The organism is Ruegeria sp. K5, from assembly GCF_056531805.1.
The window spans coordinates 15,671-40,755 of record NZ_JBQFML010000007.1 but is presented as its reverse complement, the minus strand read 5'-3'; the positions used below and the strand labels follow the sequence as shown (position 1 = coordinate 40,755).

At 60.9% G+C, this 25,085-nt stretch carries 29 protein-coding genes; 11 read left to right on the top strand and 18 right to left on the bottom strand.

The features are described from left to right. Positions 1-22 precede the first annotated feature (22 nt). A complete protein-coding gene (locus ACR0MO_RS16895; RefSeq protein WP_480892412.1) occupies positions 23-1,339 on the bottom strand; it encodes a lytic murein transglycosylase in 1,317 nt (438 codons plus the stop codon). A 64-nt stretch (positions 1,340-1,403) separates the two neighbouring features. Continuing rightward, entirely contained in the window at positions 1,404-2,117 is a 714-nt protein-coding gene (locus ACR0MO_RS16890) for a helix-turn-helix transcriptional regulator (protein WP_170624650.1), read from the bottom strand. A gap of 83 nt (positions 2,118-2,200) precedes the next feature. Between ACR0MO_RS16890 and ACR0MO_RS16885 the strand changes: the two genes are divergently transcribed. Both ACR0MO_RS16885 and ACR0MO_RS16880 read left to right on the top strand, forming a co-directional pair. Continuing rightward, positions 2,201-2,899 carry a glutathione S-transferase family protein gene (locus tag ACR0MO_RS16885; protein ID WP_480892409.1) on the top strand — a complete coding sequence of 233 codons (699 nt, stop codon included), beginning with the start codon at positions 2,201-2,203 and terminating at the stop codon, positions 2,897-2,899. Next, the gene (locus tag ACR0MO_RS16880) at positions 2,896-3,297 is read left to right on the top strand and encodes a DUF1801 domain-containing protein (RefSeq protein WP_170455315.1); all 402 of its coding nucleotides are present in this window, start codon (positions 2,896-2,898) and stop codon (positions 3,295-3,297) included. Before ACR0MO_RS16885 ends, ACR0MO_RS16880 begins: the two co-directional genes overlap by 4 nt. A 32-nt stretch (positions 3,298-3,329) precedes the next feature. Here the strand turns inward: ACR0MO_RS16880 and rnr are convergent, their stop codons facing one another. From rnr to dapE, 3 genes are read right to left on the bottom strand one after another with little or no spacing between them, the layout of a single operon-like run. Then, positions 3,330-5,588 (bottom strand): ribonuclease R, encoded by a 2,259-nt coding sequence (gene rnr, locus ACR0MO_RS16875; protein WP_170624654.1) that lies wholly within the window; start codon positions 5,586-5,588, stop codon positions 3,330-3,332. 46 nt (positions 5,589-5,634) lie between these two features. Next, complete coding sequence (locus ACR0MO_RS16870) at positions 5,635-6,210, bottom strand: TIGR04282 family arsenosugar biosynthesis glycosyltransferase (RefSeq protein WP_170455319.1); 576 nt, start codon at positions 6,208-6,210, stop codon at positions 5,635-5,637. 3 nt (positions 6,211-6,213) lie between these two features. Then, entirely contained in the window at positions 6,214-7,353 is a 1,140-nt protein-coding gene (dapE, locus tag ACR0MO_RS16865) for a succinyl-diaminopimelate desuccinylase (protein ID WP_480892406.1), read from the bottom strand. A 209-nt stretch (positions 7,354-7,562) separates the two neighbouring features. Here dapE and ACR0MO_RS16860 point away from each other — a divergent pair, with 209 nt between their 5' ends. Continuing rightward, the gene (locus ACR0MO_RS16860; RefSeq protein ID WP_170634171.1) at positions 7,563-8,621 is read left to right on the top strand and encodes a transporter substrate-binding domain-containing protein; all 1,059 of its coding nucleotides are present in this window, start codon (positions 7,563-7,565) and stop codon (positions 8,619-8,621) included. 12 nt (positions 8,622-8,633) lie between these two features. Here the strand turns inward: ACR0MO_RS16860 and ACR0MO_RS16855 are convergent, their stop codons facing one another. Beyond that, positions 8,634-8,978, bottom strand: coding sequence for a hypothetical protein (locus tag ACR0MO_RS16855; RefSeq protein WP_170455325.1), 345 nt, complete (start codon positions 8,976-8,978; stop codon positions 8,634-8,636). 115 nt (positions 8,979-9,093) lie between these two features. On the opposite strand from ACR0MO_RS16855, the gene ACR0MO_RS16850 reads away from it, so the two are divergent. Next, positions 9,094-9,429, top strand: coding sequence for a cupin domain-containing protein (locus tag ACR0MO_RS16850; protein ID WP_170455327.1), 336 nt, complete (start codon positions 9,094-9,096; stop codon positions 9,427-9,429). Between the two features lie 61 nt (positions 9,430-9,490). On the opposite strand, the gene dapD is transcribed toward ACR0MO_RS16850, so the two are convergent. The 3 genes from dapD to ACR0MO_RS16835 form a co-directional block, all read right to left on the bottom strand. Further along, positions 9,491-10,318 (bottom strand): 2,3,4,5-tetrahydropyridine-2,6-dicarboxylate N-succinyltransferase, encoded by an 828-nt coding sequence (gene dapD / locus ACR0MO_RS16845; RefSeq protein WP_170523757.1) that lies wholly within the window; start codon positions 10,316-10,318, stop codon positions 9,491-9,493. 109 nt (positions 10,319-10,427) lie between these two features. Beyond that, positions 10,428-11,027 (bottom strand): GntR family transcriptional regulator, encoded by a 600-nt coding sequence (locus ACR0MO_RS16840; RefSeq protein WP_480892403.1) that lies wholly within the window; start codon positions 11,025-11,027, stop codon positions 10,428-10,430. A gap of 44 nt (positions 11,028-11,071) precedes the next feature. Further along, positions 11,072-11,983: a threonine/serine dehydratase gene (locus ACR0MO_RS16835; RefSeq protein WP_480892401.1), complete on the bottom strand. Its 912-nt coding sequence runs from the start codon at positions 11,981-11,983 to the stop codon at positions 11,072-11,074. 79 nt (positions 11,984-12,062) lie between these two features. Between ACR0MO_RS16835 and ACR0MO_RS16830 the strand changes: the two genes are divergently transcribed. Next, positions 12,063-12,905: an LOG family protein gene (locus ACR0MO_RS16830; RefSeq protein ID WP_480875556.1), complete on the top strand. Its 843-nt coding sequence runs from the start codon at positions 12,063-12,065 to the stop codon at positions 12,903-12,905. 3 nt (positions 12,906-12,908) lie between these two features. Further along, a complete protein-coding gene (locus ACR0MO_RS16825; protein WP_480892399.1) occupies positions 12,909-14,006 on the top strand; it encodes a cystathionine gamma-lyase in 1,098 nt (365 codons plus the stop codon). On the opposite strand, the gene ACR0MO_RS16820 is transcribed toward ACR0MO_RS16825, so the two are convergent. Next, positions 14,007-14,390: a phage holin family protein gene (locus ACR0MO_RS16820; protein WP_170624665.1), complete on the bottom strand. Its 384-nt coding sequence runs from the start codon at positions 14,388-14,390 to the stop codon at positions 14,007-14,009. 156 nt (positions 14,391-14,546) lie between these two features. Between ACR0MO_RS16820 and ACR0MO_RS16815 the strand changes: the two genes are divergently transcribed. Together ACR0MO_RS16815 and ACR0MO_RS16810 are read left to right on the top strand one after the other, a co-directional pair. Then, the gene (locus ACR0MO_RS16815) at positions 14,547-15,467 is read left to right on the top strand and encodes a J domain-containing protein (RefSeq protein ID WP_170737749.1); all 921 of its coding nucleotides are present in this window, start codon (positions 14,547-14,549) and stop codon (positions 15,465-15,467) included. Beyond that, the gene (locus tag ACR0MO_RS16810) at positions 15,464-15,802 is read left to right on the top strand and encodes a hypothetical protein (RefSeq protein WP_480892396.1); all 339 of its coding nucleotides are present in this window, start codon (positions 15,464-15,466) and stop codon (positions 15,800-15,802) included. Before ACR0MO_RS16815 ends, ACR0MO_RS16810 begins: the two co-directional genes overlap by 4 nt. Positions 15,803-15,844: 42 nt before the next feature. Here ACR0MO_RS16810 and ACR0MO_RS16805 read toward each other — a convergent pair whose 3' ends face one another. The 4 genes from ACR0MO_RS16805 to ACR0MO_RS16790 all read right to left on the bottom strand — a co-directional run bounded on the left by ACR0MO_RS16805 (position 15,845) and on the right by ACR0MO_RS16790 (position 18,925). Further along, positions 15,845-16,399, bottom strand: coding sequence for a cytochrome P460 family protein (locus ACR0MO_RS16805; protein WP_480780985.1), 555 nt, complete (start codon positions 16,397-16,399; stop codon positions 15,845-15,847). A 295-nt stretch (positions 16,400-16,694) separates the two neighbouring features. Continuing rightward, entirely contained in the window at positions 16,695-17,882 is a 1,188-nt protein-coding gene (gene rlmN / locus ACR0MO_RS16800; protein ID WP_170523732.1) for a dual-specificity RNA methyltransferase RlmN, read from the bottom strand. Between the two features lie 175 nt (positions 17,883-18,057). Beyond that, positions 18,058-18,225 carry a hypothetical protein gene (locus ACR0MO_RS16795; protein WP_170455349.1) on the bottom strand — a complete coding sequence of 56 codons (168 nt, stop codon included), beginning with the start codon at positions 18,223-18,225 and terminating at the stop codon, positions 18,058-18,060. A 166-nt stretch (positions 18,226-18,391) separates the two neighbouring features. Beyond that, positions 18,392-18,925, bottom strand: coding sequence for an invasion associated locus B family protein (locus ACR0MO_RS16790; protein WP_170455351.1), 534 nt, complete (start codon positions 18,923-18,925; stop codon positions 18,392-18,394). Between the two features lie 181 nt (positions 18,926-19,106). On the opposite strand from ACR0MO_RS16790, the gene ACR0MO_RS16785 reads away from it, so the two are divergent. Further along, positions 19,107-20,105, top strand: coding sequence for an asparaginase (locus ACR0MO_RS16785; protein WP_480892392.1), 999 nt, complete (start codon positions 19,107-19,109; stop codon positions 20,103-20,105). A gap of 5 nt (positions 20,106-20,110) precedes the next feature. Here ACR0MO_RS16785 and ACR0MO_RS16780 read toward each other — a convergent pair whose 3' ends face one another. From ACR0MO_RS16780 to ACR0MO_RS16770, 3 genes are read right to left on the bottom strand one after another with little or no spacing between them, the layout of a single operon-like run. Further along, positions 20,111-20,431, bottom strand: coding sequence for a YciI family protein (locus ACR0MO_RS16780; protein ID WP_170455355.1), 321 nt, complete (start codon positions 20,429-20,431; stop codon positions 20,111-20,113). 22 nt (positions 20,432-20,453) lie between these two features. Further along, positions 20,454-20,882: an SRPBCC family protein gene (locus ACR0MO_RS16775; RefSeq protein WP_480892389.1), complete on the bottom strand. Its 429-nt coding sequence runs from the start codon at positions 20,880-20,882 to the stop codon at positions 20,454-20,456. After that, positions 20,870-21,199, bottom strand: coding sequence for a metalloregulator ArsR/SmtB family transcription factor (locus ACR0MO_RS16770; RefSeq protein WP_170624675.1), 330 nt, complete (start codon positions 21,197-21,199; stop codon positions 20,870-20,872). The genes ACR0MO_RS16775 and ACR0MO_RS16770 overlap by 13 nt, the downstream gene beginning before the upstream one ends. Before the next feature lie 185 nt (positions 21,200-21,384). On the opposite strand from ACR0MO_RS16770, the gene ACR0MO_RS16765 reads away from it, so the two are divergent. Continuing rightward, complete coding sequence (locus tag ACR0MO_RS16765; protein WP_480586162.1) at positions 21,385-21,750, top strand: hypothetical protein; 366 nt, start codon at positions 21,385-21,387, stop codon at positions 21,748-21,750. 18 nt (positions 21,751-21,768) lie between these two features. Then, positions 21,769-24,090 carry a caspase family protein gene (locus ACR0MO_RS16760; RefSeq protein ID WP_480892388.1) on the top strand — a complete coding sequence of 774 codons (2,322 nt, stop codon included), beginning with the start codon at positions 21,769-21,771 and terminating at the stop codon, positions 24,088-24,090. Between the two features lie 6 nt (positions 24,091-24,096). On the opposite strand, the gene serB is transcribed toward ACR0MO_RS16760, so the two are convergent. Further along, complete coding sequence (gene serB, locus ACR0MO_RS16755) at positions 24,097-24,972, bottom strand: phosphoserine phosphatase SerB (RefSeq protein ID WP_170455363.1); 876 nt, start codon at positions 24,970-24,972, stop codon at positions 24,097-24,099. Between the last annotated feature and the right edge of the window lie 113 nt (positions 24,973-25,085).

Below are 25,085 nucleotides of genomic sequence, written 5' to 3'. Positions count from 1 at the left end.
TCCCTGAAACGCCAGCGCGCATTCACCTCAACCGTTCCAGCAACTTCAACGTCGGATACCCGTCCGGCAGCAACCCCTGCGCCAGTTGATAGGCCCGAACCGCATTGATCGTGTTCGGCCCGGTGCGCCCGTCGATGCCCTGCGTGTCGAACCCGGCATTGGTCAGGCGGGTTTGCAGCTCCTTCTTTTCGGTGAAACTGAGTATCCGATCCCCTCGGGGCCAGTCACCCCGAAACGGCGCATGCCCGGCCAGACGGTCGGACAGGTGGCCGATCCCGATCACATAGGCATCCGCGCCGTTATAGGCCTCAATCACGCGGAAATTGTCGAAGATCATCAGCGCCACGCCCTGCCCTCCGGCGGGTAGCAGGATTGCGGCCTGCCCGTAGTCGCGCACGGGTTTACCATCGCGCCCAACCACACCTCGGGCCGCCCAGTCCGACGGCATCAGAGTATAGTCCCACTTGGCCGTGGCATAGTTGAAGCCTTCGGGCAGTCGCACCTCGACCCCCCAGGGCTGTCCTTTGATCCAGCCATGTCGTGCCAGATAGGCGGCGGCAGAGGCCAACGCGTCAGTGGGATCGTCCGACCAGATATCGCGCCGCCCGTCTCCATCGAAATCGACTGCGTGATCCAGATACGAGGTCGGCATGAACTGCGTATGCCCCATTGCCCCGGCCCAACTGCCCACCATCCGACCGGCGCTGACATCCCCGGCCTGAACGATCTGCAAGGCGGCGATCAACTGCGCCTCAAAGAACGACGCCCGGCGGGCATCAAAGGCCAGAGTGGCAAGCGACCTTATGGTCTGGTTGTTGCCGCGATACGATCCGAAGGACGTCTCCAACCCCCAGATCGCCGTCACGACCTCTTTCTCGACGCCATACTGCGCCTCGATCCGGTTCAGCACCGCGCCGTGACGATCCAACGCCGCGCGTCCGTTGGCGATACGCGTGTCCGAGACGGCGCTGTCCAGATACTCCCAGATTGGCTTGCTGAACTCGGCCTGATTGCGGTCGCGCCGGATGACGTCCTTGTCGTATGTCAAACCCGCCAAGGCCCGGTTCAGAGTGGTCTGCGAGATGCCCTGATCCCGCGCCCGATCCCCGAACGCCCCCAGCCAGGCCTGAAACCGCGCGTTCCCTGCCGCCGACACCCGCACCACCTCAGCCGACGGCCGGGGCACCGGGCGAATTGACGTTGTCACCTCCGCCGAAGCCAATTGGATTTCGCCCTCCAATGGCCGAGACTCGGGCCTTGGAGACTGTTCTGTCGCTGACGCCTGCACGATGGATGCCCATAATGCGGCGGTCATGACGCCACCTACGCATTTACGCATTCCGTTTTTTCCTGATTACTGCTCAACCTCGAGGATAGCGCAAAATCAGGTATTCTCAAAGCGCTCAGCGCTCGTCCTCGCGCGCTTGTGCTTGGCGTTCGGCACGGATACGCGCAAGCACATCGCGCAGCATCGGCACGCGATTGGGGCGAAAGCTTTGATCCGTCACGGACATGTCGCGGATCCGGTCCAGCCGGAAGACGCGGAAATCCTGCCTGAGATGACACCAGCTGAGCAACACATTCGAGCGGTCCATATAAACAATGCTCAGCGGATCGACCCGCCTGCGGGTCTCATCGCCCTTGGCATCGGTATAGGCAAACTCGATCGTCCGCTCATCCCACGTCGCCTGCCGCAGCTCGGCGACCTCGATCGTCGGCGCGGGTGGACGCGCAAATCGCGTCGCGGCCAGCACCGCGTGGCTAAGCCTGTGAGACTGGCGTGGCGGCAACCGCCCCTGCAACTTGCGTAATGCGGCGCTGGCGGCCTCTGACAGGGCCGGATCGCCGATCACCTGCACTTCGCGCAGGCCCAGAACCAGGGCCTCAAGCTCGTCATCGGTGAAGCCAAGCGGCGGCAGAGTTGCATCTTCAATCAGGGTGAATCCGAACCCGGCCTCGCCGTCGATAACGGCCCCAAGGCCGCGTAACGCATCAATGTCCCGATGAATCGTGCGCGGCGACACGCCCAGATCCTCGGCCAGTTGCACCGAGGTTTTCGGGGACGGGCCAGAACGCAGGGCTTGCATCAATTGGAACAGGCGGGCGGTGCGGGACATGATGTATCCTAACTTACCCCTAATGCCAGAAACTGTCATCAGGTGCGTCTAGGGTCTGGCCATCCCCAATGACGGAGCCACAGATGCTGACCCTACTGACCTTCCCCTCGGCCTTTGGCGTGTTCAGCGCCAGCCCGTTCTGCGTGAAAACCGCGCTGATGCTGCAGCACTCCGGCCAAAGCTGGCAGCGATCCGACATGCTGGACCCCCGCAAGATGCCGCACCAGAAACTGCCCGTCCTTCGCACGCCTGAACGGCTGGTGCCCGACAGCGACCTGATCCGCGAATGGCTGGAGCATCAGGGCGCCGATTTCGATCAGGGCCTGACGGATGTGGAAAAGGCACAGTCCCGCGCGTTGATCCGAATGGTTGAGGAACACCTGCATTTCCACATCGTTTTGGATCGCTGGGGCAATGATCAGGTCTGGCCCATCCTGCGCGAGATGTTCTTTGACGGAATCCCGGCACTGATCCGCAAACCGGCCTCGAACGCGATCCGCAAATCCGTTCTGAAGGGGATCAGGACCCAAGGCATTGGCCGCTTTTCCCTGAACGAACGTCTGGACAGGGTCGAACGCGATCTTGAGGCGATCTCGGCCTATCTGTGGCAATCGCCGTTTCTGCTGGGCGAACGCCCGACGGCGGCGGACATGAGCGTTGGGCCCATGCTGGCCGCGATGCGTGCCACCCCTGCCGATACCCCCCTGACCCGTCGGATCAAACAGGATAACCTGCTCAACAGCTATGTGGATCGGATGGAACAGGCAGTACCGCTGGCATGACACAGTTCGAGGACCCCGCCGTCGCCGCAGCCTTCGCGGCCTTGCCGCCTGACACCCGCGCCGGAGCGCTTGCCTTGCGCGATCTGATCCTTGAGACGGCCAGCGACCTGCCCAGCGCGCAACCGCTGCAAGAGGCGCTGCGCTGGGGTCAGCCTGCGTATCTGGCGCCCAAGGGCTCGACCATTCGGCTGGGCGGGCACAAATCCGCGTGCTTTGCCCTGTTCGTGCATTGCCAAAGCCGGTTGATGGGTGATTTCACCAGCGCCTTTCCGGGTGAAGATCGGATCGACGGAAACCGGGCCGTGCTGTTCGACGATATGGGCCAGATCGATCCGACCCGCCATGGCTGGCTGATCGCGCGAGCGCTAACCTATCGCGTTGCAGGGAAAGGCAAATGAAAAGCGATACGACATTTTCCTGAAACGCAGTGTCACCTCTGACGGCGTTTGCGTTCCACCTTGCGCTTGATCTTGTCCTTCTTGCGCTTGGTGCTGACCGCCTTGCGCCGTGCACCGCGTTTGGCGGGGCCGCGCCCGCGCGGCAGGGCCTGATCGTCAATGGACAGCAGTTCCAGCTCCAGCCCACCTGTCACCGGTGTTGCCTCGGTCAGTCGCACGGTGACGCGTTGGCCAATCGCGATGATCAAGCCGGTGTCTGACCCCATCAGCGTTCCGGCCTCGCGGTCGAAATGGAAGAATTCACGCCCCAGAGAACGCACCGGCACCAGCCCATCCGCGCCGGTTTCGTCCATCTTCACGAAAGCCCCGAACCGGGCGATGCCGCTGATCCGGCCCGAGAACTCATTGCCCACACGTTCGCTGAGATAGGCCGCCAGATAACGGTCGGTTGTGTCACGTTCCGCCATCATCGACCGGCGCTCGGTATCCGAGATATGGGTGGCGGTTTCGTCGAGCCTTGCGATTTCATCCTCGGTCAGCCCGTCCTTGCCCCAGCCATGTGCCGAGATCAGCGCGCGGTGCACGATCAGATCGGCATAGCGCCGAATGGGTGAGGTGAAATGCGCATAGTTCCGCAGCGCCAGCCCGAAATGGCCGAAATTCTCGGGGTTGTAATAGGCCTGCGCCATGGATCGCAGAGTGGTGAGGTTGATCAGTTCCGCATCCTCGGTCCCGGCGGCGGCGTTCAGCAGCGCGTTCAGATGGCGGGTTTGCAGCACCTGACCTTTCGCGAGATTCAACCCCGCCGCCTGCGCGGTTTCCCGCAGGCTTTCCAGCTTTTCGGGCGCGGGTTCTTCATGCACCCGAAACAGCAGCGGGCGGCGTTTGGCGAACAAAGTCTCGGCAGCGGCGACGTTGGCGAGGATCATGAACTCCTCAATCAGCTTGTGCGCATCCAGACGATCGCGAAAGGCGACGCTGGTCACTTCACCGGTGTCGGACAGAATGATCTTGCGCTCGGGCAGGTCCAGTTCCAGCGGCTGTCGCACCGCCCGCGCCTTTTTCAGCACAATATAAGCGGCGTAGAGCGGCTTCAGCACCGTCTCCAGCAACGGCCCGGTGCGGTCGTTGGGTGTGCCGTCAATGGCCTCCTGCACCTCGGCGTAATGCAGCGACGCAGCCGATCGCATCAGGCCGCGCACGAAGCTGTGGCCGATCTTGTTGCCATCCGCGTCGATCTGCATCCGCACGGCGATACAGGCGCGCGGGACGCCTTCGTGCAGCGAGCACAGATCGCCCGACAGACGGTCGGGCAGCATCGGCACAACGCGGTCGGGGAAATAGCTGGAATTGCCGCGCTTGCGCGCCTCGCGGTCCAGCGCGGTGCCGGGCTGCACATAGGCGGCGACATCCGCGATGGCGACCCAGATCACATGGCCGCCGGGGTTCTTGGGGTCGTCATCGGCATGGGCATAGCAGGCGTCGTCATGATCCCGCGCGTCCGAGGGGTCGATGGTCAGCAGCGGCATGTCCCGCAGATCCTCGCGGCCCTTCAGGCCAGCGGGTTTGGCCTTGTCGGCCTCATCAATCACCTTGTCGGGGAAATCGTCGGGGATACCATGCTGATGGATCGCAATCAGCGAGACTGCCTTGGGGGCCGTAGGATCGCCCAGACGCTCGACGATCCGCGCACGGGGCAGGCCCATGCGGTTCTTGGGTCCGGCCTGTTCGGCCTCGACCAATTCGCCATCCTTGGCCCCATGCACCGCGCCTTCGGGCACCAGCCATTCGGTCGAACCGGCCTTGTCGATGGGCACGATCCGCCCGCCCTCGGCCCCTTTCCGAAAGATGCCGACGATCTTGCGCGGGTTGGTGCCGATGCGGCGGATCAGGCGGGCCTCGTAATTGTGGTCTTCCTCATGCACCACGGTCAGGCGGGCCAGAATGCGGTCGCCTTCGCCCAGCGCCGGATCGCTGGCGCGGGTGATCAGTAGCACGATGGGCTCGACCCCCTCGCCATGCCACTCCAGCGGGCGCGCAAACAGGTCGCCATCGGCATTGGGGGCCTTCACCTGCAACACGCTGACCGGTGGCAGGCGATCCGGGTCGCGATAGCTGCGCTTGCGCTTTTCCAGATGCCCCTCGGCCTCAAGTTCCTTGAGGATGCGTTTCAGGTCGATCCGATCCGCGCCCTTGATGCCAAAGGCCTTTGCGATATCGCGTTTCGAGGTCAGGGTGGGGTTCGCCGAGATCCAGTCCAGGACCTCCTGCTTGGTGGGGATGCGAGTCATGATCCCGGCCTAGCACGGGGACGCGACCGCGTCATGACCAAAAACATCAGCGATCGAGATCGGCCACCGTATCCACATCATGCAACTGGTCCAGCAGCGCCACCCGGCAACCGGGGACCGAGGCCAGCGTGTCCGCCAATGTGTGCTCGCTGGACCAGCGCACGTCGCGAAACAGCCCCGGCGGCAGCGCCCCATAGCGTTGCGCGCCGACCAGCCAATAGCCGCCATCAGGGGCCGGACCGAATACCATCTGCGCGCGCCCCAGCGCCCCGAACGCCCGCGCAATATGCCCACGCGAGATACCGGGAATATCCGCGCCTATCAGACATACCGGCCCTTTGGGCATCCCGCGCAGCATCCGCCCCATGCGGTCACCCAGATCACCCCGCCCCTGCGCCGCACGCGGCAGGTCAGCGGGCCAGATGCGGCTGGTCAGCCCCTCGCGATCCGGAGACACCGCCAGAACGATCTGCCAGCGCGGGTCCCGCAGCCGCCGGATCAGCGCCCGTGTCTGATGCCGGAACCACCACGCCGCGCCGACCATGCCGATATCGCGCCCCAGCCGCGTCTTGACGCGCCCCGGATGGGGCTCCTTGACCATGATGACCAGAGTGCGCTGCATGGCTTAGGCAAAATAATCCGTCAGAATGCGCGTATAGATCGCCTTGAGCTGTTCGATCTGGGCCACCTCGACGCATTCGTCCACCTGATGCATGGTGCGGCCCACCAGCCCGAACTCGACCACCGGGCAGTGGTTCTTGACGAACCGCGCGTCCGAGGTGCCGCCGGTCGTCGACATCTCAGGCTGCACACCCGTCTCCGCCTCAACCGCCTGCGCCACCAGATCGGACAAAGGACCGGGCGGGGTCAGAAAGCTTTCGCCCGAGATTTTGATTCTGGTCTCAACCTCAACGCCATATTCTTCGGCCGCACGCGCGGCCTCAGCTTTCAGCCAGTCACTCAGGCCCGTGCCGGAATGCAGGTCGTTGAAGCGGATATTGACGGTGCCACGGCATTGCGCCGGGATGACATTTGTTGCGGGGTTGCCGGTGTCGATTGTGACCACGGCCAGCGTCGAGGCATCGAAATGGTCACTGCCTTGGTCCAGTTCATGACTGGCCAGACGGTCCATCAGCCGCGCCATCGCGGGCAGAGGGTTCTTCGCCCGGTGCGGATAGGCGGAATGGCCCTGTACGCCCGTCACGGTGAACCACGCGGTCATCGACCCGCGCCGCCCGATCTTCATCATCTCGCCCATTGTGTTCGGACAGGTGGGTTCGCCGACCAGACAAACGCTCATCCGTTCGCCGACCTGATCCATATGATCAAGCAGGGCGGTGGTGCCATCCAGCGCATCGGCCTCTTCATCGCCGGTTATGGTCAGGATGATCGCGCCATCCGGCGGCGTGTCGCGTACGAAATCCACGGCGGCAGCAGCAAAGGCGGCAACGCCAGATTTCATGTCCGTTGCGCCGCGCCCATACATCACCCCGCCCTGAACCTCGGACCCGAAAGGTGGTTTGGTCCAGGCGGAGTCGTCGCCAACGGGAACCACATCGGTATGGCCGTTGAATCCAAATGTTCGTGCATGTCCTTTGGCCCCCCAACGGGCGAACAGGTTGCTGATCCCACCGCGATCCACTCGGGTGCATTCGAACCCTGCATCCGACAAAAGACCCTGTAACAGGACCAATGCACCGCCTTCGGCAGGTGTGACCGATGGGCAACGGATCAGGTCCGCCGTCAATTGAACTGGATCGGTCATTTAAGGGCCTCTTTGGTGGTGGTGCGCTCAGGTTCGTGCACAGATTCAACGAATTGGCCGGATTGCCAACCCCAATCCGCAATTTTCACAGTGACGAACACGCAACGTATCGACCTGAGACGCCAATAAATCATGGTGCTTTACCCCGGGACGTGCTTGCCGCCATGCACACATTCGCGTTACAGGGCCGCGAAACAGGTGAATTGACCATGAAGCGCGCATTCTACGCCCTGATCTGCCTGACTTTCGCCGTTCTCGCACAGCAAAGCCTGGCACAAACGCTGAATGTCACAACCGTGACCCGACCGCCGTTTTCCTATGTGGAGGACGGGGCCGAGACCGGATTCTCGATGGACCTGCTTGCGGCGCTGGCCGAGGCGCTGGACTGGGACTACACGGTATCCCGGGTCGAAGGGTTTTCAGACATGCTGGGCGCGGTTCGGGACGGGTCTGCGGATCTGGCGATTGCCAATATCTCGATCACCGCGATGCGCGAAACCCAGATGGATTTCAGCCAGCCGATCTTTGAGGCCGGATTGCAGATCATGGTGCCCTCGGACGCGGTGCGCAGGCCATCACTGCTACAGGCCCTGCTGTCGACCGAGCTGTTCATTGCCATTGGCCTGGCCTTTGCCATCCTTCTGGGCGGCGGCATGCTGATGTGGGGGTTCGAGCGGCGCGCGCAGCCCTATTTCGACCGCAAGCTGAACGAAGCGTGGTTTCCATCCTTCTGGTGGGCGCTGAATCTGGTCGTGAATGGCGGGTTTGAAGAACGGATGCCGCGCACGCCCTTCGGCCGCATTCTGGGCGTTGTGCTGGTCGTCTCGTCCCTGTTCATCGTGTCGGTCTTTACCGCCCGGATCACCAGCGTCATGACGGTGGACGCGATCACCGGCAATGTGAATTCGGTCAATGACCTCTACGGCAAGAATGTCGGCACCATCACGGGCTCGACCGCCGCCAGTTTCCTGACCCGGCGCGAGATTGAATTCACCGGTTACACCGGGCTGGATCAAATGCTCGAAGCATTCAAGGCCGAAGATCTGGACGCGGTGGTGTTCGACGCGCCCATCCTGTCCTACTTCGCCGCCCATGAAGGTCGTCGGATTGCCAGCATGACCGGAGGTATCTTCCTGCGGGAGAACTATGGCATTGCCTTCCCGACCGGTTCGCCCCTTGTCGAAGAGGTCAATCAGGCGCTGTTGGCCCTGCGCGAAGACGGGACCTATGACGAGATTTACCGCAACTGGTTCGGGATGCAGAACTAAGGCAAGTCTGCTTTACGGCTGCGCGTCACCTTCGAAAAACGGCGTCATCTGCGCGACGATCACCGCATTCTCATCCAGCGCCCGCTGCATCAGGGCACGTTCGTCCGGATCAATGTCGTGGCCCTGCGCCTCGCGCTCGGCCAAGGTCCCATAGCCCGTGACGTCCAGAGGCGCGGTATCTGCCTGTTTCAGGATCGCCACCGTTTCGCGCACCGCCTCGGCTTCATCCACGCCACTGGCAAAGCACATCAGGGCCGCCCCGGTCGCCCCGTCGGGCAAGCCGTCGCCGTCCTTGCGACCGATTTGGACCAACAGGGTATAGACTTGCTGACGCGAAGGTTTCTTTTGCTTTTCCATGCAACGGGCCATAGCCGCGCGCCCGCCTACGGTCAAGCAGCCGGGAATTGCGCGCGGGCATTCCGGCGTCCATAGTGCCAAAACACAGCCCGTTGCCAATTGCAGAGGACTTTCGATGCCCTATCCCGATTTTATTACAGCCTTCCCAAGCCTCGACATTCCCTTCCCCGAGGACGTGGTGCAAACCGCCGTCATCCGGTCTGATGCAGGTCTGGTGGCATTCTTCACGTTCCTTAAGGATTTTGAACTGCCCGCACATTCGCACAAAGCGCAGTGGGGCACGATTATCGAGGGCGAGGTTGAATTGACCATCGGCGGCGAAACCAGAACATACGGCCCCGGCGACAGCTATTCGATCCCTTCGGGCGTCGAACATGGCGGCAAGATCAAGGCCGGCACGCGGGCCATTGATGTGTTTGAAGAACCGGATCGCTATCCGATCAAGGGTTAGACAGGCAACAAAAAAGGGCTGCGGCACGCGCCACAGCCCTTTGTTCGTTTCCGCAGATGCCTTAGTCCCGCAGCAACTCGTTGATGCCGGTTTTCGAGCGGGTCTTTTCGTCCACCCGCTTCACGATCACTGCGCAATACAGGCTGATGTTGTTCTTCGACGGCATCGAACCCGCCACAACAACCGAGTAGGGCGGCACTTCGCCATAGGTCACTTCACCGGTTTCACGGTCAACGATCTTGGTGGATTTGCCAATGAACACACCCATACCCAGAACCGATCCTTCGCGGACGATACAGCCCTCGACCACCTCGGACCGCGCGCCGATAAAGCAATTGTCTTCGATAATGGTCGGACCGGCCTGCATCGGTTCCAGCACGCCGCCGATGCCGACGCCGCCCGACAGGTGCACGTTCTTGCCGATCTGCGCGCAGGATCCGACGGTGGCCCAGGTGTCAACCATGGTGCCCTCGTCAACGTAAGCGCCCAGGTTCACGAAGGACGGCATCAGCACCACGCCCGGCGCGACATAGGCCGATTTGCGGACCACGCAGTTCGGCACGGCGCGGAAGCCAGCAGCCTTCCACTGGTCCTCACCCCAACCGGCGAACTTGCTGTCCACCTTGTCCCACCAGCCACCGGCCTGCGGGCCGCCCGACTGGATTTCCATGTCCTTGATGCGGAAGCCCAGCAGAACCGCCTTCTTGGCCCATTGGTTCACATGCCAGTCGCCGCTCTCCAGCTTTTCGGCCACACGCAGCGATCCGCTGTCCAGTGCGTTCAGCGTATCCTCGATGGCTTCGCGCTGTTCGCCGGTGGTTGCGGGCGAGATGGTATCGCGGGCCTCCCATGCGGCTTCGATGGCGGCTTCCAGTTGCGCATTGGACATTGGGCGTCTCCCTAGAGAATCTGTTCGTGTCGGTGTGGCCTATACGCAAGCCGGACCCACGGCGCAATGCGACGAACGCGGGTCTTTTTGCGTCCAATCCGCGCTATCCTCAGCTTGCGCGGCGAATATGCCGGATCAGAATGGCCGTTGCCGCGCCCGTATCCTTGCGCTTCAGGGCCTGCACGATGGACAGGTGGTCCTTGTCCACACGCTGCGTCCATTTGGGGCGCCAATGGGCAAACAGGTGCCGGGCGCTTGCGATGTGCAGGTCATCGATGGTGTGCAACAGGCGCGGAAGTCCGCAAGGCGTCAGGATCGCCCGGTGAAAGGCGCGATTGCGCGCCTCCCATTCCGGCATGGTTTCAGCGTCGTCGCAGGCGATACGAGCCACTTCGATCCGGTCCAGATCCGTGGGCGACATGTTCTGCGCCGCCTGCTGCAGGGCAAGCGGTTCCAGCGCCACGCGCATCTCGATCACTTCGCGTATTTCAGCGGGATCCAGAACCGAGACACGCATCCCCCGTCGGGGCTCGCTGTGGGCCAGCCCGTGCGCCTGAAGCCGCAGCAGCGCTTCGCGCACCGGCACGTGGCTGGTGTCAAAGGATTTGGCGATGTGGTCCTGACGCAGTTTCTCACCGGCGCTTAAGGCCCCGGTGATGATCTGCTGGCGCAGGTTTTCGTAGATCGTGTCGGCAATCGTGGCGTTCATAGATTATCGATAAAATCGTCAACGCCTGTCCACAAGCCGATAATTCACGCCGCAAACGGATCGGGGGCGATATTTCCACCGCAAACCAGAACCGCCACACGTTCCCCCGGTTCCGGCTGATACGCACCCGACATCAGGGCTGCCAAGGCCGCTGCCCCTGCGGGTTCAACAAGGATGCGATGGGCTTGCCACAAGGCGCGTTGTGCGTCGGAAATCGCCTGATCCGAGACCAGAACCGAGGGCATCCCCTGTGCCAGATCGAAACAGATCGATCCAATCCGCCGCGCGCCCAGCGCGTTGGCCGCGATCCCGGAGACCGACACGTCCACCGGCTCACCCGCCTCTAAAGCCGCGTTTAGCGCGCAGGAGGTTTCCGGCTCAACCGCCACAACCTTGCGCGCACCCTGAAACCACGCCAACGCCCCGGCAATCAGGCCGCCGCCGCCAACAGCGATCAGGACGGTATCAGCCTGCAAACCTTGAGCGTCCCATTCCGCAAAGCACGTCCCCTGCCCGGCCACAGTCGCTGGTGCGTCATAGGCGTGGATTTGCATCGCGCCGGTTTGTTCCTCATGCTCCTGCGCCATGGTTAGGGCATTGGCGTATTCACCCGGCACCACGCTCAGATCCGCGCCGATCTGTTCGATCAGGGCGATCTTGGACGGGCCGGCCAGTTCCGGCACGAAGATCTTGGCCGGATGGCCCAGCGCCCGCGCGGCATAAGCCGCCGCCGCCCCGTGATTGCCGCCCGAAGCCGCCACAACGCCCGCCTGCGGCACATCCGTGCTGAGCAGCGTGTTGAACGCCCCCCGCGCCTTGAAGCTGCCGGTGTGCTGCATATGCTCCAGCTTCATTTCAACCGAATAGCCGGGAATGTGGCTTTCCATCACCGGGGTCACCTGTGCATGTCCGTCGATCCGACTGGCTGCCGCCTGAATTTCCGTCTTCCAATCCATTCTTGTCTTTCCGTGACTGGCACTCTGCCCGCGAACCCTATAGCTGTTTGTCAAACACGCAAGCAGGGATCGATCAACGATGAGAGAAGACCGCCACAGCCCGTTCCGCGATGCGCAGACCGACCGCTCGACCGCGAGCGAGGTGCCGGATACGCCGCAGACGCGCTCACCCGCCTATCGCCTTGCCTTCGCCGATGAGGAATTTCTGTGCCGGGATGAGCTGCGCCCGGTGCGCCTGCAGCTGGAGCTGCTGAAACCCGAGATGATCATGAGCGAACGTCAGATCACCTCGACCATCGTCATGTTCGGCGGCGCGCGTATTCCGGAACCGTCGCAAAAGCACACGGCACGAACCGAAACGCTGGCCGGGCTGTCCGAGTATTATAACGAGGCACGCGAGTTTGCCCGGCTGATGACCGAGAAATCGAACGAGACAGGCTGCCGCGAGAATGTGATCGTCACCGGCGGTGGCCCCGGCGTGATGGAGGCCGGAAACCGGGGCGCGCAGGATGCAGGCGGCTGTTCCATCGGGTTGAACATCGTCTTGCCGCATGAACAGGCCCCGAACCTGTATGTGACGCCCGAGCTCAGCTTCAATTTCCACTATTTCGCGATCCGCAAGATGCATTTCCTGATGCGCGCCCGCGCCATCACCATCTTCCCCGGCGGCTTTGGCACGATGGATGAGCTGTTCGAGTCGCTGACCCTGATCCAGACCGGCCGGATGGACCGCGTGCCCTTCCTGCTGTTCGGCCGCGAATTCTGGGAAAAGGTGATCAACTGGGAAGCCCTTGCCGATGCAGGCACCATCTCGGACGAAGATCTGGACCTGTTCCGCTTTGTCGATACCGCGCAAGAGGCGGTCGAGATCATCGAGAACTGGGAACCCGCCCCACCCCGCGACGCAATTCCGGGACGCTAAGAGATGGCCCCCAAGATTGGAGAGATGCTGCATTTGCGCGGCAATGCGCTAAACGCGGGTGAGCCGGTGGCCCTACCGCTGACCCAAAGCAGCATGTATCACCTGCCGGGGCCGACAGATGGTCTGGCCACCTATGGCCGTGTGGACAACCCCACATGGGTCCAGCTGGAACATGTTCTGTCGCATCTGGAAGACGCGCCGTGCCTTTGCTTTCCGTCGGGGATGGCGGCGATTTCGGCGGCGCTGTTTGCAACCGTTCAAGCCGGATCGCGGCTGTTGATCCCCCCGGACGGCTACTACGTCACGCGTCTGCTGTCGGATCGGTTCCTCTCACGCCTCGGTGTTGAGGTCGAAGAACGCGCGACGACCGACTTTGCCGAAGGTGGTTTTGCCGGGTTCGATGTGGTGTTTGTCGAAAGCCCCTCGAACCCCGGTCTGGACATGATCGACCTGAAAGCGGTTGCCGAACAGGTACGCGCCGCCGGTGGGGTGACCATCGCCGACAACACAACCCTGACACCGCTGGGCCAGCGCCCGTTGGATCTGGGCATCGACGTGGTTGTGTCATCCGACACCAAGGCGATGGGCGGGCATTCCGATATGCTGATGGGCCATGTGGCCAGCCGTAATTCGCAGATCATGGAACGGGTCGAGGAATGGCGGACGGTGTCCGGGTCAATCCCCGGCCCGCATGAGGCTTGGCTGCTGCATCGCGGGTTGGAAACTCTGGATGTGCGCTTTGACCGCATGTGCAACTCGGCGCAGGTGCTGGCGGAGCGGTTGGCGGAGCATCCGAAGGTGAAACAAGTTCGCTATCCGGGCCTGCCAGACGACCCCGCGCACGCCTTGGCGCAGGCTCAAACGGCGCGATTCGGGTTCCTGTTGTCCCTGACGTTGGGCAGCGAAGCGCAGGCCGAAGCCTTCATCAACACCTGCCCCTTGCTGCGCCCCGCAACCTCATTCGGAGGCGTTCACAGCTCGGCCGAGCGCCGCGCCCGCTGGGGCGATGACGTCGATCCAGCGTTCATCCGCCTCTCTGTTGGCTGCGAGCCAGTCGAGGAGCTGTGGCAAGCCATCGAGGCCAGCCTGAACGCGCTGTGATTACTTTTTAGGTTCGCGCAGTTCTTTGAACACATAGATCGGCAGCACGATACTGCCGATCAGCGCGCCCAGCCAGACCAGCAGCGTCGCCGCCAGCAGGTTCGAGATACCGCCAATGGTCAACCCAGCCGTGATCCAATCGGTCACCAGCAGGCCCACGAAGGTCACGATCAGCGCGATCCCGCCTTTCAGCGCGGGCGCTTTCTTTTCCCCAAGTTTCAGGATCAGCGGCTCGGCCACCACCTGAACCAGGGTGAAGACGATCACCACAACGATGAACGACAGCGGCTTGATCGAAAACCCGGACAGCAGCAGCACAGCCAACAACAACCCAAGAGCATTCCCGGCCAGCAGGGCCAGAGCGGATTTGATTCTGCGCGACATGGGGTGGCCTCCGTCAAGCGACAATTAAAAACATGCAGATGTTAACAGGTTTGCAGGAAATGAAGAAGCAATTCAATCGTCTCTTCCTTTTGGGCCCTTGAAATCGCATGATAAAACGCAACCACCCTGTTCTGACCGAACTGTGAGAGAGGTGAGATGAGCGACGATCCCTATTCCGTCCTTGGTGTAGCAAAGGACGCAACTGCCGCCGAGATCAAGAAAGCCTATCGGCGCATCGCCAAGGAATGCCACCCGGACCTGAAACCCGGCGACGCAGAGGCCGAGGCCAAATTCAAAGCCGCCGCCGCAGCCTATGACCTGCTGAAAGACCCCGAAACGCGCGCACGCTATGACAACGGCGAAATTGACGCTTCGGGTCAGGAACGGCCGCAGCAGCAATACTACCGGGACTACGCCGAAGCAGCGGGCAACCCCTATCGCGGGCGTCAGGCGGATCCGGACGACATGTCCGACATTTTCGCCGAATTCATGCGGGGACGCGGCGGTTTCGGTGGCCAACGCACGCAGGAATTTCACGCGCCGGGGCACAATCTGAATTATACGCTCGAGATCGGATTTCTGGATGCCGTCTTTGGTGCCAGCCAAAAGCTGACCCTGCCGGATGGGGACCGGATCGAGGTCAAGATCCCCGCCGGTATCACCGATGGCCAAACGATCCGCCTGCGGGGCAAGGGCGCTCCGGGCTATGGTGAAGGGCCGCCGGGGGATGCTTTGGTGACAGTCTCGGTCGCTAAACATGCAGTGTTCGACCGGCAGGGCGACGACATCCATATCACGCTGCCCATCACCATTGATGAGGCCATTCTGGGCGGCAAGGTCCCGGCCCCCACCATCGACGGCGGTGTGAATGTCACTGTTCCGGCTGGCACCAGTAGCGGAAAAACCCTGCGGCTGCGCGGCAAAGGGGTGAAGAAACGCGGCTCGTCCCAGCGCGGGGATCAGTTGATTGAACTGACCATCGCAATGCCCGGCACGATAGACGAGGAATTGAAGACCTTCATGGAAACCTGGCGCGACACGCACCGCTATGATCCGCGGAAAGGAATGCCGTCATGAGCCTGACCGAAAAGGAACTGATCGAGACCATCTCGCGCCTGACATCGGACCGTCTGACCGAGTATCTGGCGGCCGAAATCGTGATCCCCGAACAATCGGATCAAGGGCTGGTCTATCACAGCATCGACGTCGCCCGGCTGGAACTGGCCTGCGAGTTGCACGAACAATACGACATGGAAGCTGACGCGCTGTCGATGATGATCTCTCTGATCGACCAGATGCACGGTTTGCGCGCGGAACTGCGCGAGGTGCTGAACGCGGTCGAAACGCAGCCCGAACCTGTCCGCCAGCAATTGATCGAAGTTATCGGCACCGCTCGGTTCCGACGCAGCTAACGGGCGGACCCGTCGTCGCGCCGTCAACAGGCGATGCGATTGCTATTCGCCGGTCTGATACTCTTCGGGCACATAAAAGGTGTAATCGCGTTCGGCGACCTGCTCGTGGCAGTCATGGCAATAGGCCACCGCGTTAGCGCGGAATCCCATCGTATCGCCAAACAGAGAGCCATCCGGCAGAACCATGATATAGCGCCAATCCGCCATGTCGGGATCTGTGCCAGCGGCCAGTTTTTCCATCACGAACATCGCACCGGGAAAGATTTTCCCCTCATCCGTGACGGTCATGCTGTCCTTGGCCAGCACGGACCCCACCGGCAGAACCTCGCCTTCCTGCAAGGTCCCGTAATTATGCGCCATCCTGTTGGCATAGCTGTTCACGAACCGCTGTCCGTGGGTGGCCGAGATATAGGGCGCATCATTGAACAGCGGCCAGCTTTGGTAATTGCGCAGCAGATCCAGCTGTGCCGCCGCATAGCCACGCGCCATCCGCTTCGCCAAGGACTTGTAGACAGCGTTGGCCTCGTCCTTGCTCAACTCGGCGGGGTTTTCGATTGCGATATGGGCATCCTGTTCGTCGGCCTGCGTCTGGCCCACAAATATCAGAAGCGAAGCCGAAATAATAAGAACGGTCTGAAATCTATTGCTGAAAACTGTATTCATAAGTTGGCCTACCTGAAAAACAGTTCGCTTGCGCATCGGGACTTACATTAATCCACATAGCGAACATCAATCATCCTGCCAGAACCGGTCCGTCCACCTCACCGTTTCGTGCACAAAGGTGAGCCCCAAATCCGAAACCCGGGCAGGACAAACATAACAAATTTTGCATGCAAAAAACAGAAGCCGAAATGTTAAGATTTCATCTTCAACTGTCGGCTGAGCAGATGCCTTAGCTGTTCAACCCAGCCTCGGCCTCGATCTGTTTGCGCGACTTGCGGGCGCGTTCTGTGGCCGATTTCAACTGACCGCAGGCCGCCATGATATCCTCGCCCCGCGTCTTGCGGATCGGTGAGGCATATCCGGCCTGATAGATGATGTTCGCAAAGGCCCGGATACGGTTGTTCGAGCTGCGCTTGTAGGGCGCGCCGGGCCATTCGTTGAACGGGATCAGGTTGATCTTGGCCGGAATCTTGTGCCGCTTGATATGGTCGATCAGACGGTGCGCGTCCTCGTCACTGTCATTCACGCCATCCAGCATCACGTATTCGAACGTAATCCGTTCCGAGTTTGAGGCATTCGGATAGCTGGCCAGCGCCTGCAGCAATTCCTCGATGTTCCAGCGCTTGTTGATCGGAACCAGAACATCGCGGGTTTCGTCCGTAGTCGCATGGAACGAGATCGCCAGAAGGCAACCGATTTCCTCGGCCGTGCGTGCGATTTCAGGCACCACTCCGCTTGTCGACAGGGTAATGCGACGGCGCGACAGGGAAATGCCTTCGGGGTCCATGGCGATCTTCATCGCGTCGCGGACGTTTTCAAAGTTATACAGCGGCTCGCCCATACCCATCAGAACGATGTTCGACAGCAGGCGCGTTTCGTCCTTGGGCGCGCCGGGGGTGGGCCATTCGTCAAGATCGTCGCGGGCCATCATCACCTGACCGACGATTTCCGCCGCAGTCAGGTTGCGCACCAGTTTCTGCGTGCCGGTATGGCAAAAGGAACAGGTCAGCGTGCACCCGACCTGAGACGAGATGCACAGCGTGCCGCGATCATCCTCGGGGATATAAACCACCTCGACCTCATGCCCGCCCGCGATGCGGCACAGATATTTGCGTGTGCCGTCCTCGGACACCTGACGGGTCACGACCTCGGGGATTTCTATCACGAAATGCTCGGCCAATTGCGCGCGATAGGCTTTGGCCAGATTGGTCATTTCACCAAAATCGCGCACGCCCCATTGATAGATCCACTGCCAGATCTGCCCGGTGCGCATCTTGGCCTGCTTTTCGGGTGTACCATGTTCGATCAGCACCTCGCGCAGCTGGTCGCGGGTCAGACCGACAAGGTTCACCTTCCCCTCGGGCAGTTTACGGGGGATGGTCATGACGTCTTGAGTGATCGGCGCTTTGGGCGACATGTGGCTGTCTCAACGGATTCTGGCTTGGGATGCGCCTCTATATAGGATCGCGCGCAAAGATCAAAAGGAATCGTCAATCCCGGTCTCCTGCTTTTTTTGACGCGCCCAGATACAGTTCGGCCGCACCGGGATGAGCGATGCGGCCGATTTCGTTTTCCGATACCGGATGAGCCGGTCAGAAGCTTGCAGGCAGGATGTTACAATCCGCTGCATCCAGGGTTTTCACCGGATCTTCCGGTCCACATTGCTCGCCGGACACCGGATAGGTGTCGCTTGATTTCTCACATGCGCTCAGCACCGCAGCGGCGGCGATCATAAGGGCGACAATGGACTTGTTCAGCATTCGAAAGCTCCTTTTTTTCCTCTGAACCGATTAGTTCAGAAAACGGAGTAACCTGCTTTGATACGGATCAAATTCGAATATGTACGTTACGTAAAGCGGGCGTATTTTGAGCCAAAAAGAAACCCCGCCGAAAGACGGGGTTACCTATATCTGAATTTAGAGTGGGTCAGTTGGTGCAACGCTTTTCGGCGTCTTCGATCGCTGCGGTAAAGCCCAGCAATGAAAATGTGTCCTTGGTCTGCGTTCCCCGCTCCGACCGTGCGGTTAGCACCGCCTCGGTGCCGCGCTTCATGGCGGTGACGATCTTGGCATCGTCGGCCGCTGTTGCGGGCCAGGCCCATTCGCCTTCGGTGAACAATTCGAACTCGCTGCCATCTACGTTCAGGTTCACGGTCGACCCTGCCGCAAACGGATAGCCACCGGTAAAGGTCACCTGACCTTTGACCTCGGCATTGGGGCGATAGAACACGAATAGCAGGATGTCGCTGCGACGGACCGAAACCACACGCCCGCCACGGGTATTCACCGTTTCTTTGGGGGCGGACACGCTCCAACATTCGGTGGGATCATCCTCGACAAAAACGCTCCAATCCGTTTTTGCCGCTACGCGATTTGTGCTTGTCGCCTGTTGAGCGATTGCAGTCGTGGCCATCCCCGCCACGCACAGGCCCGCGATCACGCGGACGAGCATTGATCCCATTTGTCCAGCCTCCTAGCTCGACCTTCTACCTCATACCCATCAGAATGCGTCGCGAACCCTGCCGGTTCGTCTTGGAAAAGTTGCGCATCCCGATGATTGCCGACATACACACACTAACGCAGGTTTCGCCACAGGCGAAAGGGCGATTGGCAGAATTTTGCGCATAAATCCGGAGGTCAAGATGACTCAGCCCATCCCGATGACAGAACTGTGGCGTGGTCCCCTGCTGGAAAGTCTGCATCTGGGTCATGCGGTGGTCTGTGACGATACCGGGCAGATCGTGCAAAGCTGGGGCGATCCAAATGCGGTGATCTATCCGCGATCCTCGGCCAAGATGATTCAGGCACTTCCCTTGATTACGTCGGGCGCTGCCGCGAAGTACGGATTGAACTCAGAGCATCTGGCGCTGGCTTGTGCTTCGCATAATGGCGCTGCGATCCACACTGAACGTGTAGCGGAGTGGCTGGATCATTTGGGTCTGGCAGAACCCGATCTACGCTGCGGCCCGCAGGAACCGGCGGATAAGGCCGCGCGCGACCGGCTGATTTTGGCCGACGATACGCCCTGCCAGATTCACAACAATTGCTCAGGTAAGCATTGCGGGTTTCTGACCCTTGGTCAGCATATGGGGGCCGGGCCGGAGTATCTTGAGATCGACCACCCGGTGCAGCAAGCCTGCCTGTCAGCAATTGAGGAGACAACCGGCGAAACCAGCCCCGGTTATGGGATCGACGGATGCTCGGCCCCGAACTTCGCGACCTCATTGGTGGGGCTGGCGCGGTCAATGGCGTGGTTCGCCTCGGCCGCTGACCGATCCGACCGATCCAGCGACGCGGCGCAGCAGTTGACCGCCGCGATGATCAAACATCCCGAACTGGTCGCGGGCGAAACCCGCGCCTGCACGGAACTGATGCGCGCCATGGAGGGGCGTGCGGCGATCAAAACCGGGGCCGAGGCTGTGTTCGTGGCCATCCTGCCGGAAAAACGCATGGGTGTGGCGCTGAAAATCGCCGACGGCACAACCCGCGCCAGCGAATGCGCCATTGCCGCCATTCTGGTCAGCCTTGGCGTGCTGGAGGCCGACCACCCGGCCACCAGAAAATTCATGAATGCCACGCAATACAGCCGCCGTGGGCTGGAATGCGGCGTGATCCGACCCGCACCGGGTTTTCCCGGCTAGGCCCGCTACATCTCAATCTCGTGCACCTCGGCCACTTCGACCGAGCCGGAACCGTTGACAACCATCGGGCAGCCCTTGGCCATCTCGGTCGCGGCGTCCATGCTGTCGGCTTTGATCACCGTAAAGCCCGAGGCCGGGTTCGCGCCGCCATTGTCGACAACCCCGCTGCTGCTGACGGTGTAGGATTGGCCAACCGGGTTTCCGGGGATCTCCAACGCCTCACCCATGTTCTGAAACCACGCGCCCCAGGCGGCCATGGTCGCCTCGATCTCGGCGGGGTCGGTGGGGGTGTGGCCCCCGTGATAGACAAACAAATATTGGGGCATAACGCTCCTCCCTGATGAAAACCTATGTGCACAGCGCTTCGAGTTTGCGCAGCGAAGATGTCCAGCCCATGTTGTGGTTCTCGGCAGCTTCGGCATCGACCAGTTCCCGGTGATCCAGCACAAGGCGCGAACCGGTTTCGGTTGCCGTGACGGCAAAGGTCACGTGACTTTCTGCACCGCGCTGATCCTGATCGTCATGCCAGGCCCAGGTGAACCCAACAGATTTGGGCGGGTCGACATGGGTGACATGGCCCGAGACCTTGTATTGCTGGCCCTCGCTGTTTTCCATCACTGAAAACCACGGACCCGTGCGCGAGAAATCCAGATTGTGCTGAGGCACATGCATCCCCTCGGGGCCCCACCATTGCAACAGCTTCGCGCCGTTGGTGACCCATGCAAACAGCGTTTCAGGATCAACGGGAAACTCCCGCTCGAGCTTCAGGTCGGCCATGAGTTTTCCCTTTCCAGTATGTCGCCCAAGCGATCCAGACTGCTTTCCCAGAACTGACGCTTCGAGATCGTCCAGTCGGCAATGGCGCGCAGCCCCTCGGGGCGGATCGAATACATGCGCTGTGTGCCCTGCACCCGCTGCTGTACCAGCCCCGCCGCGCGCAGCACTTTCAAATGGCGCGAGATCGCGGCACCGGACATGCCCTTGCCCTTGGTCAACTCGCCTGCGGGCATCTCTCCGGCCTCCATCAATTGCTCAACAATCGCGAAACGGGTCGCGTCGGACAGGGCGGAGAAGGTGGTGAGAAGCGTGTTCATGATCACTATTTAACACAAAAGTTAAATTAAGGAAAGCTCAAAGCGGCTGTGTGAACTCGGTCACGTTCGACACCTTAAGTGTTTCAAAAACAGCCATAATTCACTAATAGACAGACATAATGTCTGCGAACTATAATCAAATATGCGAGTTTCGTGTTTTATGTAAGTTGTTAAGGAGTTTTGAAATGCGCCGTACGACCGTTTCAGCATTTGCTGTTCTGACAGTCGCCCTTTCCGGATGTGGGACAGTTTGGTCTCAGGAAGAGCCGGTTGATACCTCAGGCGAGGCGACGCAGTCAGCCGTCGCAGCAACGCCGGCTTCGGCGACGTCGTCGGGAAGCTCTGGCACGTCTTCAACATCCCTGGCCGGTGAAGAACGCGGCGGCGAAGGCGGTTCGAGCGGCGGAGGATCAGGCGGAGGTTCCGGTGGCGGCTCGGGCGGTTCGTCAGGCGGCAGTTCGGGAGGTTCATCGGGTGGCGGTTCCGGCGGTTCGTCAGGTGGCAGTTCGGGTGCCGGCGGCGGCAGCGGCGGTGGCTGGGGCAACTCATGATCTGAAAGGGTCTTAACAATGTCACAGCAAGCGTTGAAGCAACGACTTGGTCGCTTGCTGGCTGCATCGGCTTTCCTGTTACTGAACACACATGCTCTGAGCGCGCAGACCGGCCAAGCATCGTCAACGGCCAATCGCATCGCAATTGTGATTGGCAATCAGGATTACGAAAGCGTTGGCGACCTGACCAATGCCCGCAAGGATGCCGAAGATATTGCGGCCATGCTGCGGGATTTCGACTTTCGGGTGTACGACGGCTATGACCTGAGCAAGCAGGAATTTGAAGCGCTGATCCGAACGGCGGTGCTGAACATCCCACCTTCGGCCGATGTGCTGTTCTATTACGCAGGTCATGGCATTCAGATCGGCCGCAGAAACTACCTGCTGCCGGTCGATGCCAAGTTCGAAACCATTTACGACGTCCCGCTGGCGACCATGACGCTGGACCGCGTGATCGATACCCTGTCGGCGCGCAGCGCGGCCCATGTCGCCATATTGGATTCGTGCCGAGACAACCCGTTTCAGGATCTCAGGCTGGCCGCTGATCTGGATGCGAACCTGTTCGAAACCCGCGAGGGGTTTGATGTTTTCAAGACACCGCTGAATTCTCTGGTAGCGTACTCCACATCACCCGGAGCGGTGGCGAGTGATGGCGCGCAGGGTCAGAACAGCCCCTATACTGCTGCCGTTCTGGCAACGGCCGCATCTTCGCCGTTTGAGAACATTCAGCAGCTTTTCCCTGTCATTCGCGAACAGGTTCACGCCAAAACGGCGGGTCAGCAGATTCCCTGGGAAAGCTCGACGCTGGTACGCCCGTTCTATCTGGCACAACAATCCACTGAACCCGCATCCCCACCTGCCGAGGCAGAAGAAGCCGCACCACAATCGGTGGCTCTCAGCCATCAGTTCGACAAGTCGATCCCATTGCTGCGAAGCCTGGAACAGGCATTGGGAACCGAAATTGTCGACCTGCAGGTGATTGAAAACCCGACCCGGGGCGCTGTCAGTTTCAGCGATCAATCCACGGCCAGTGACGTCCAATACGCCCCCGAGATTTCTGACGCGCGCGCTGTCGAGGTCGGCAACGCTGACTTCAAAGACACCTTTTCGGTTCAGGTGCTGACACAAGACCAAAAACAGCAGACGGTCGATGTGTCTCTGGATCTGGAAATGAACGCCTGCGACCTTGAGGCCGGAGATGCGCTGGACATCAATGGCGTCGGCGTGTTCCGCCTGCCGAACGAATTGGACATCGCAAAAGGGTTGGCAGCCTGCACGCAGGCCGTTCAGGACGATCCGGACAATCCGCGCTTCCTGTATCAGCTTGGGCGCATCCAACAGGCATCGGGTGACGTGCCCGCCGCTTATGAAAGCATCTCGGCAGCCGAAGCCGGGGGGCACATCCGCGCCAAATATGCGTTGGCGAGTTTGTTGAAAACCCAGCGGATTGACCGCGCTGTCACGAAAACCCCCTATGACCCCGAACGTGCCCGCGAACTTTTGGAACAGGGTGCAGCTCAGCGCGACCCGTATTCCATGCACAGCCTTGGTCAGGATCTACTGCGCAACGGGACAACACAGGAAGAGAAAAAGCGCGGGTTTGAGTTGTTGGAACGTTCTGTTGAGTTGGGCCATACCTTCTCGATGAACGAGTTGGGCATCTATTATCTGCGCCAGAACTCGGACCACTATATCCCTAAACGCGGGCTGCGCTATCTGCGCGCCTCGGAACTGCGCAAGGACATCTACGGCTACGATAACCTTGCCTATGTCTCGCTGGAAGGGCTTGGTGGAAACCCTGTCGATTTCGCAAAGGCCGAGGCCTATTTTCGTGCCGCCTCTGACGGCGGGCATCCGACCGCTCCGGCCAGCATCGCCCGTATGATCCTGCGCGATCAGTTGCAGGGACGAACCCGCGCCGAGGCGTTGCAGTGGTACGATACATCACTGGAACGCGGTGATGCGTGGGGTGGGGCCAACGGAGCCTACATCATTCTGGATGGTCAGGTGCCGGGACGTGGCCCTGCCGATGCGGCGCTGCGGGCGGCCAAAGCCGCGTTGCTGGCCAACGAAGAACCCGCTGCGCAGGCGATGGGTCAGTTGGACGGGATATCCAAGGCTGATCTGGACCGGGCCCTGCAAATGGCCCTGAACGAGGTCGGAGAAAACGTCGCAATTGACGGCCAGGTCGGCCCCGCCACGCTGGCCGCGCTGGAAAGCGCCAGCGCACGGTTCGGGGTTCCCGTGTCCTACGCGTCGACAAATGACCCCAAAGCACGCTTGCTGCTGGCAGCCAGAGTGTATTGGGCCAAAAATCCGGTTCGGTTCGATCTGTTCTAGGGGCGATCAGCCCTGAAACTCGGACTTCCTGTAGCCTTGCAGATACAGCAGCGCGGTCAGATCACCATGGTTGATCCGCACGTCACATTCCGCCGCGACCGAGGGTTTGGCGTGCAGCGCAACTCCGGTTCCGGCGCGGTGCAACATGCCCAGATCATTGGCCCCGTCCCCCACCGCGATCACATCCGCCTCGGCTAGACCGAGTTTGTTGGTGATCCGTTCCAGCGACTCGACCTTGGCTTGCCGACCCAGAATCGGACGTCCGACATCGCCGGTCAGGCGTCCGTCTTCGGCCAGCAGCGTGTTGGCGCGGTTTTCGTCAAACCCCAACAACTCGGCCACGCGCGCGGTGAAGGCGGTGAACCCGCCTGACACCAACGCCGCATAGCCGCCATTTGCCCGCATGGTGGAAACAAGTTCGCGCCCGCCGGGCATCAGGGTGATCCGGGTGTTGAGCACCTGATCGATCACCGCCTCGTCCAGCCCTTTCAGCAGACCGACCCGTTCGATCAGGGCCCCTTCGAAATCCAACTCGCCATTCATGGCGCGCGCGGTGATGTCCTTGACGCGTTCGCCCACACCGGCCTCATCAGCCAGTTCGTCGATGCATTCCTGCTGAATCATGGTGCTGTCCATATCGGCCAGCAGCATCTTTTTGCGTCGCCCCTCGGACGGTTGCACAACCAGATCGACGCCCATCTGCTGCAAGTCCGCCCAAACATCCCAGCGATTGTCCGGCATGTCCGGCACGGCAAATTCTGCCGCCTCGTCGGGGTTCAGCCAGACAATTTCGGCACCGCCCCAGGCGTTTCGCAGCGACTCGACCAGAGCCGGGTCCAGCGACGGTGCGGCTGGGTTGGTAAGCAATGTGGCAACAAACATATCGTATCTCCGGCAAGCTGCCATGCGCATATCGCAGGTGCAGCATATGCACCAGAGCGGGATTGGAAAACGCCCGTAAAATATATCGCAAACGGGGCTTTACCACCCCACAT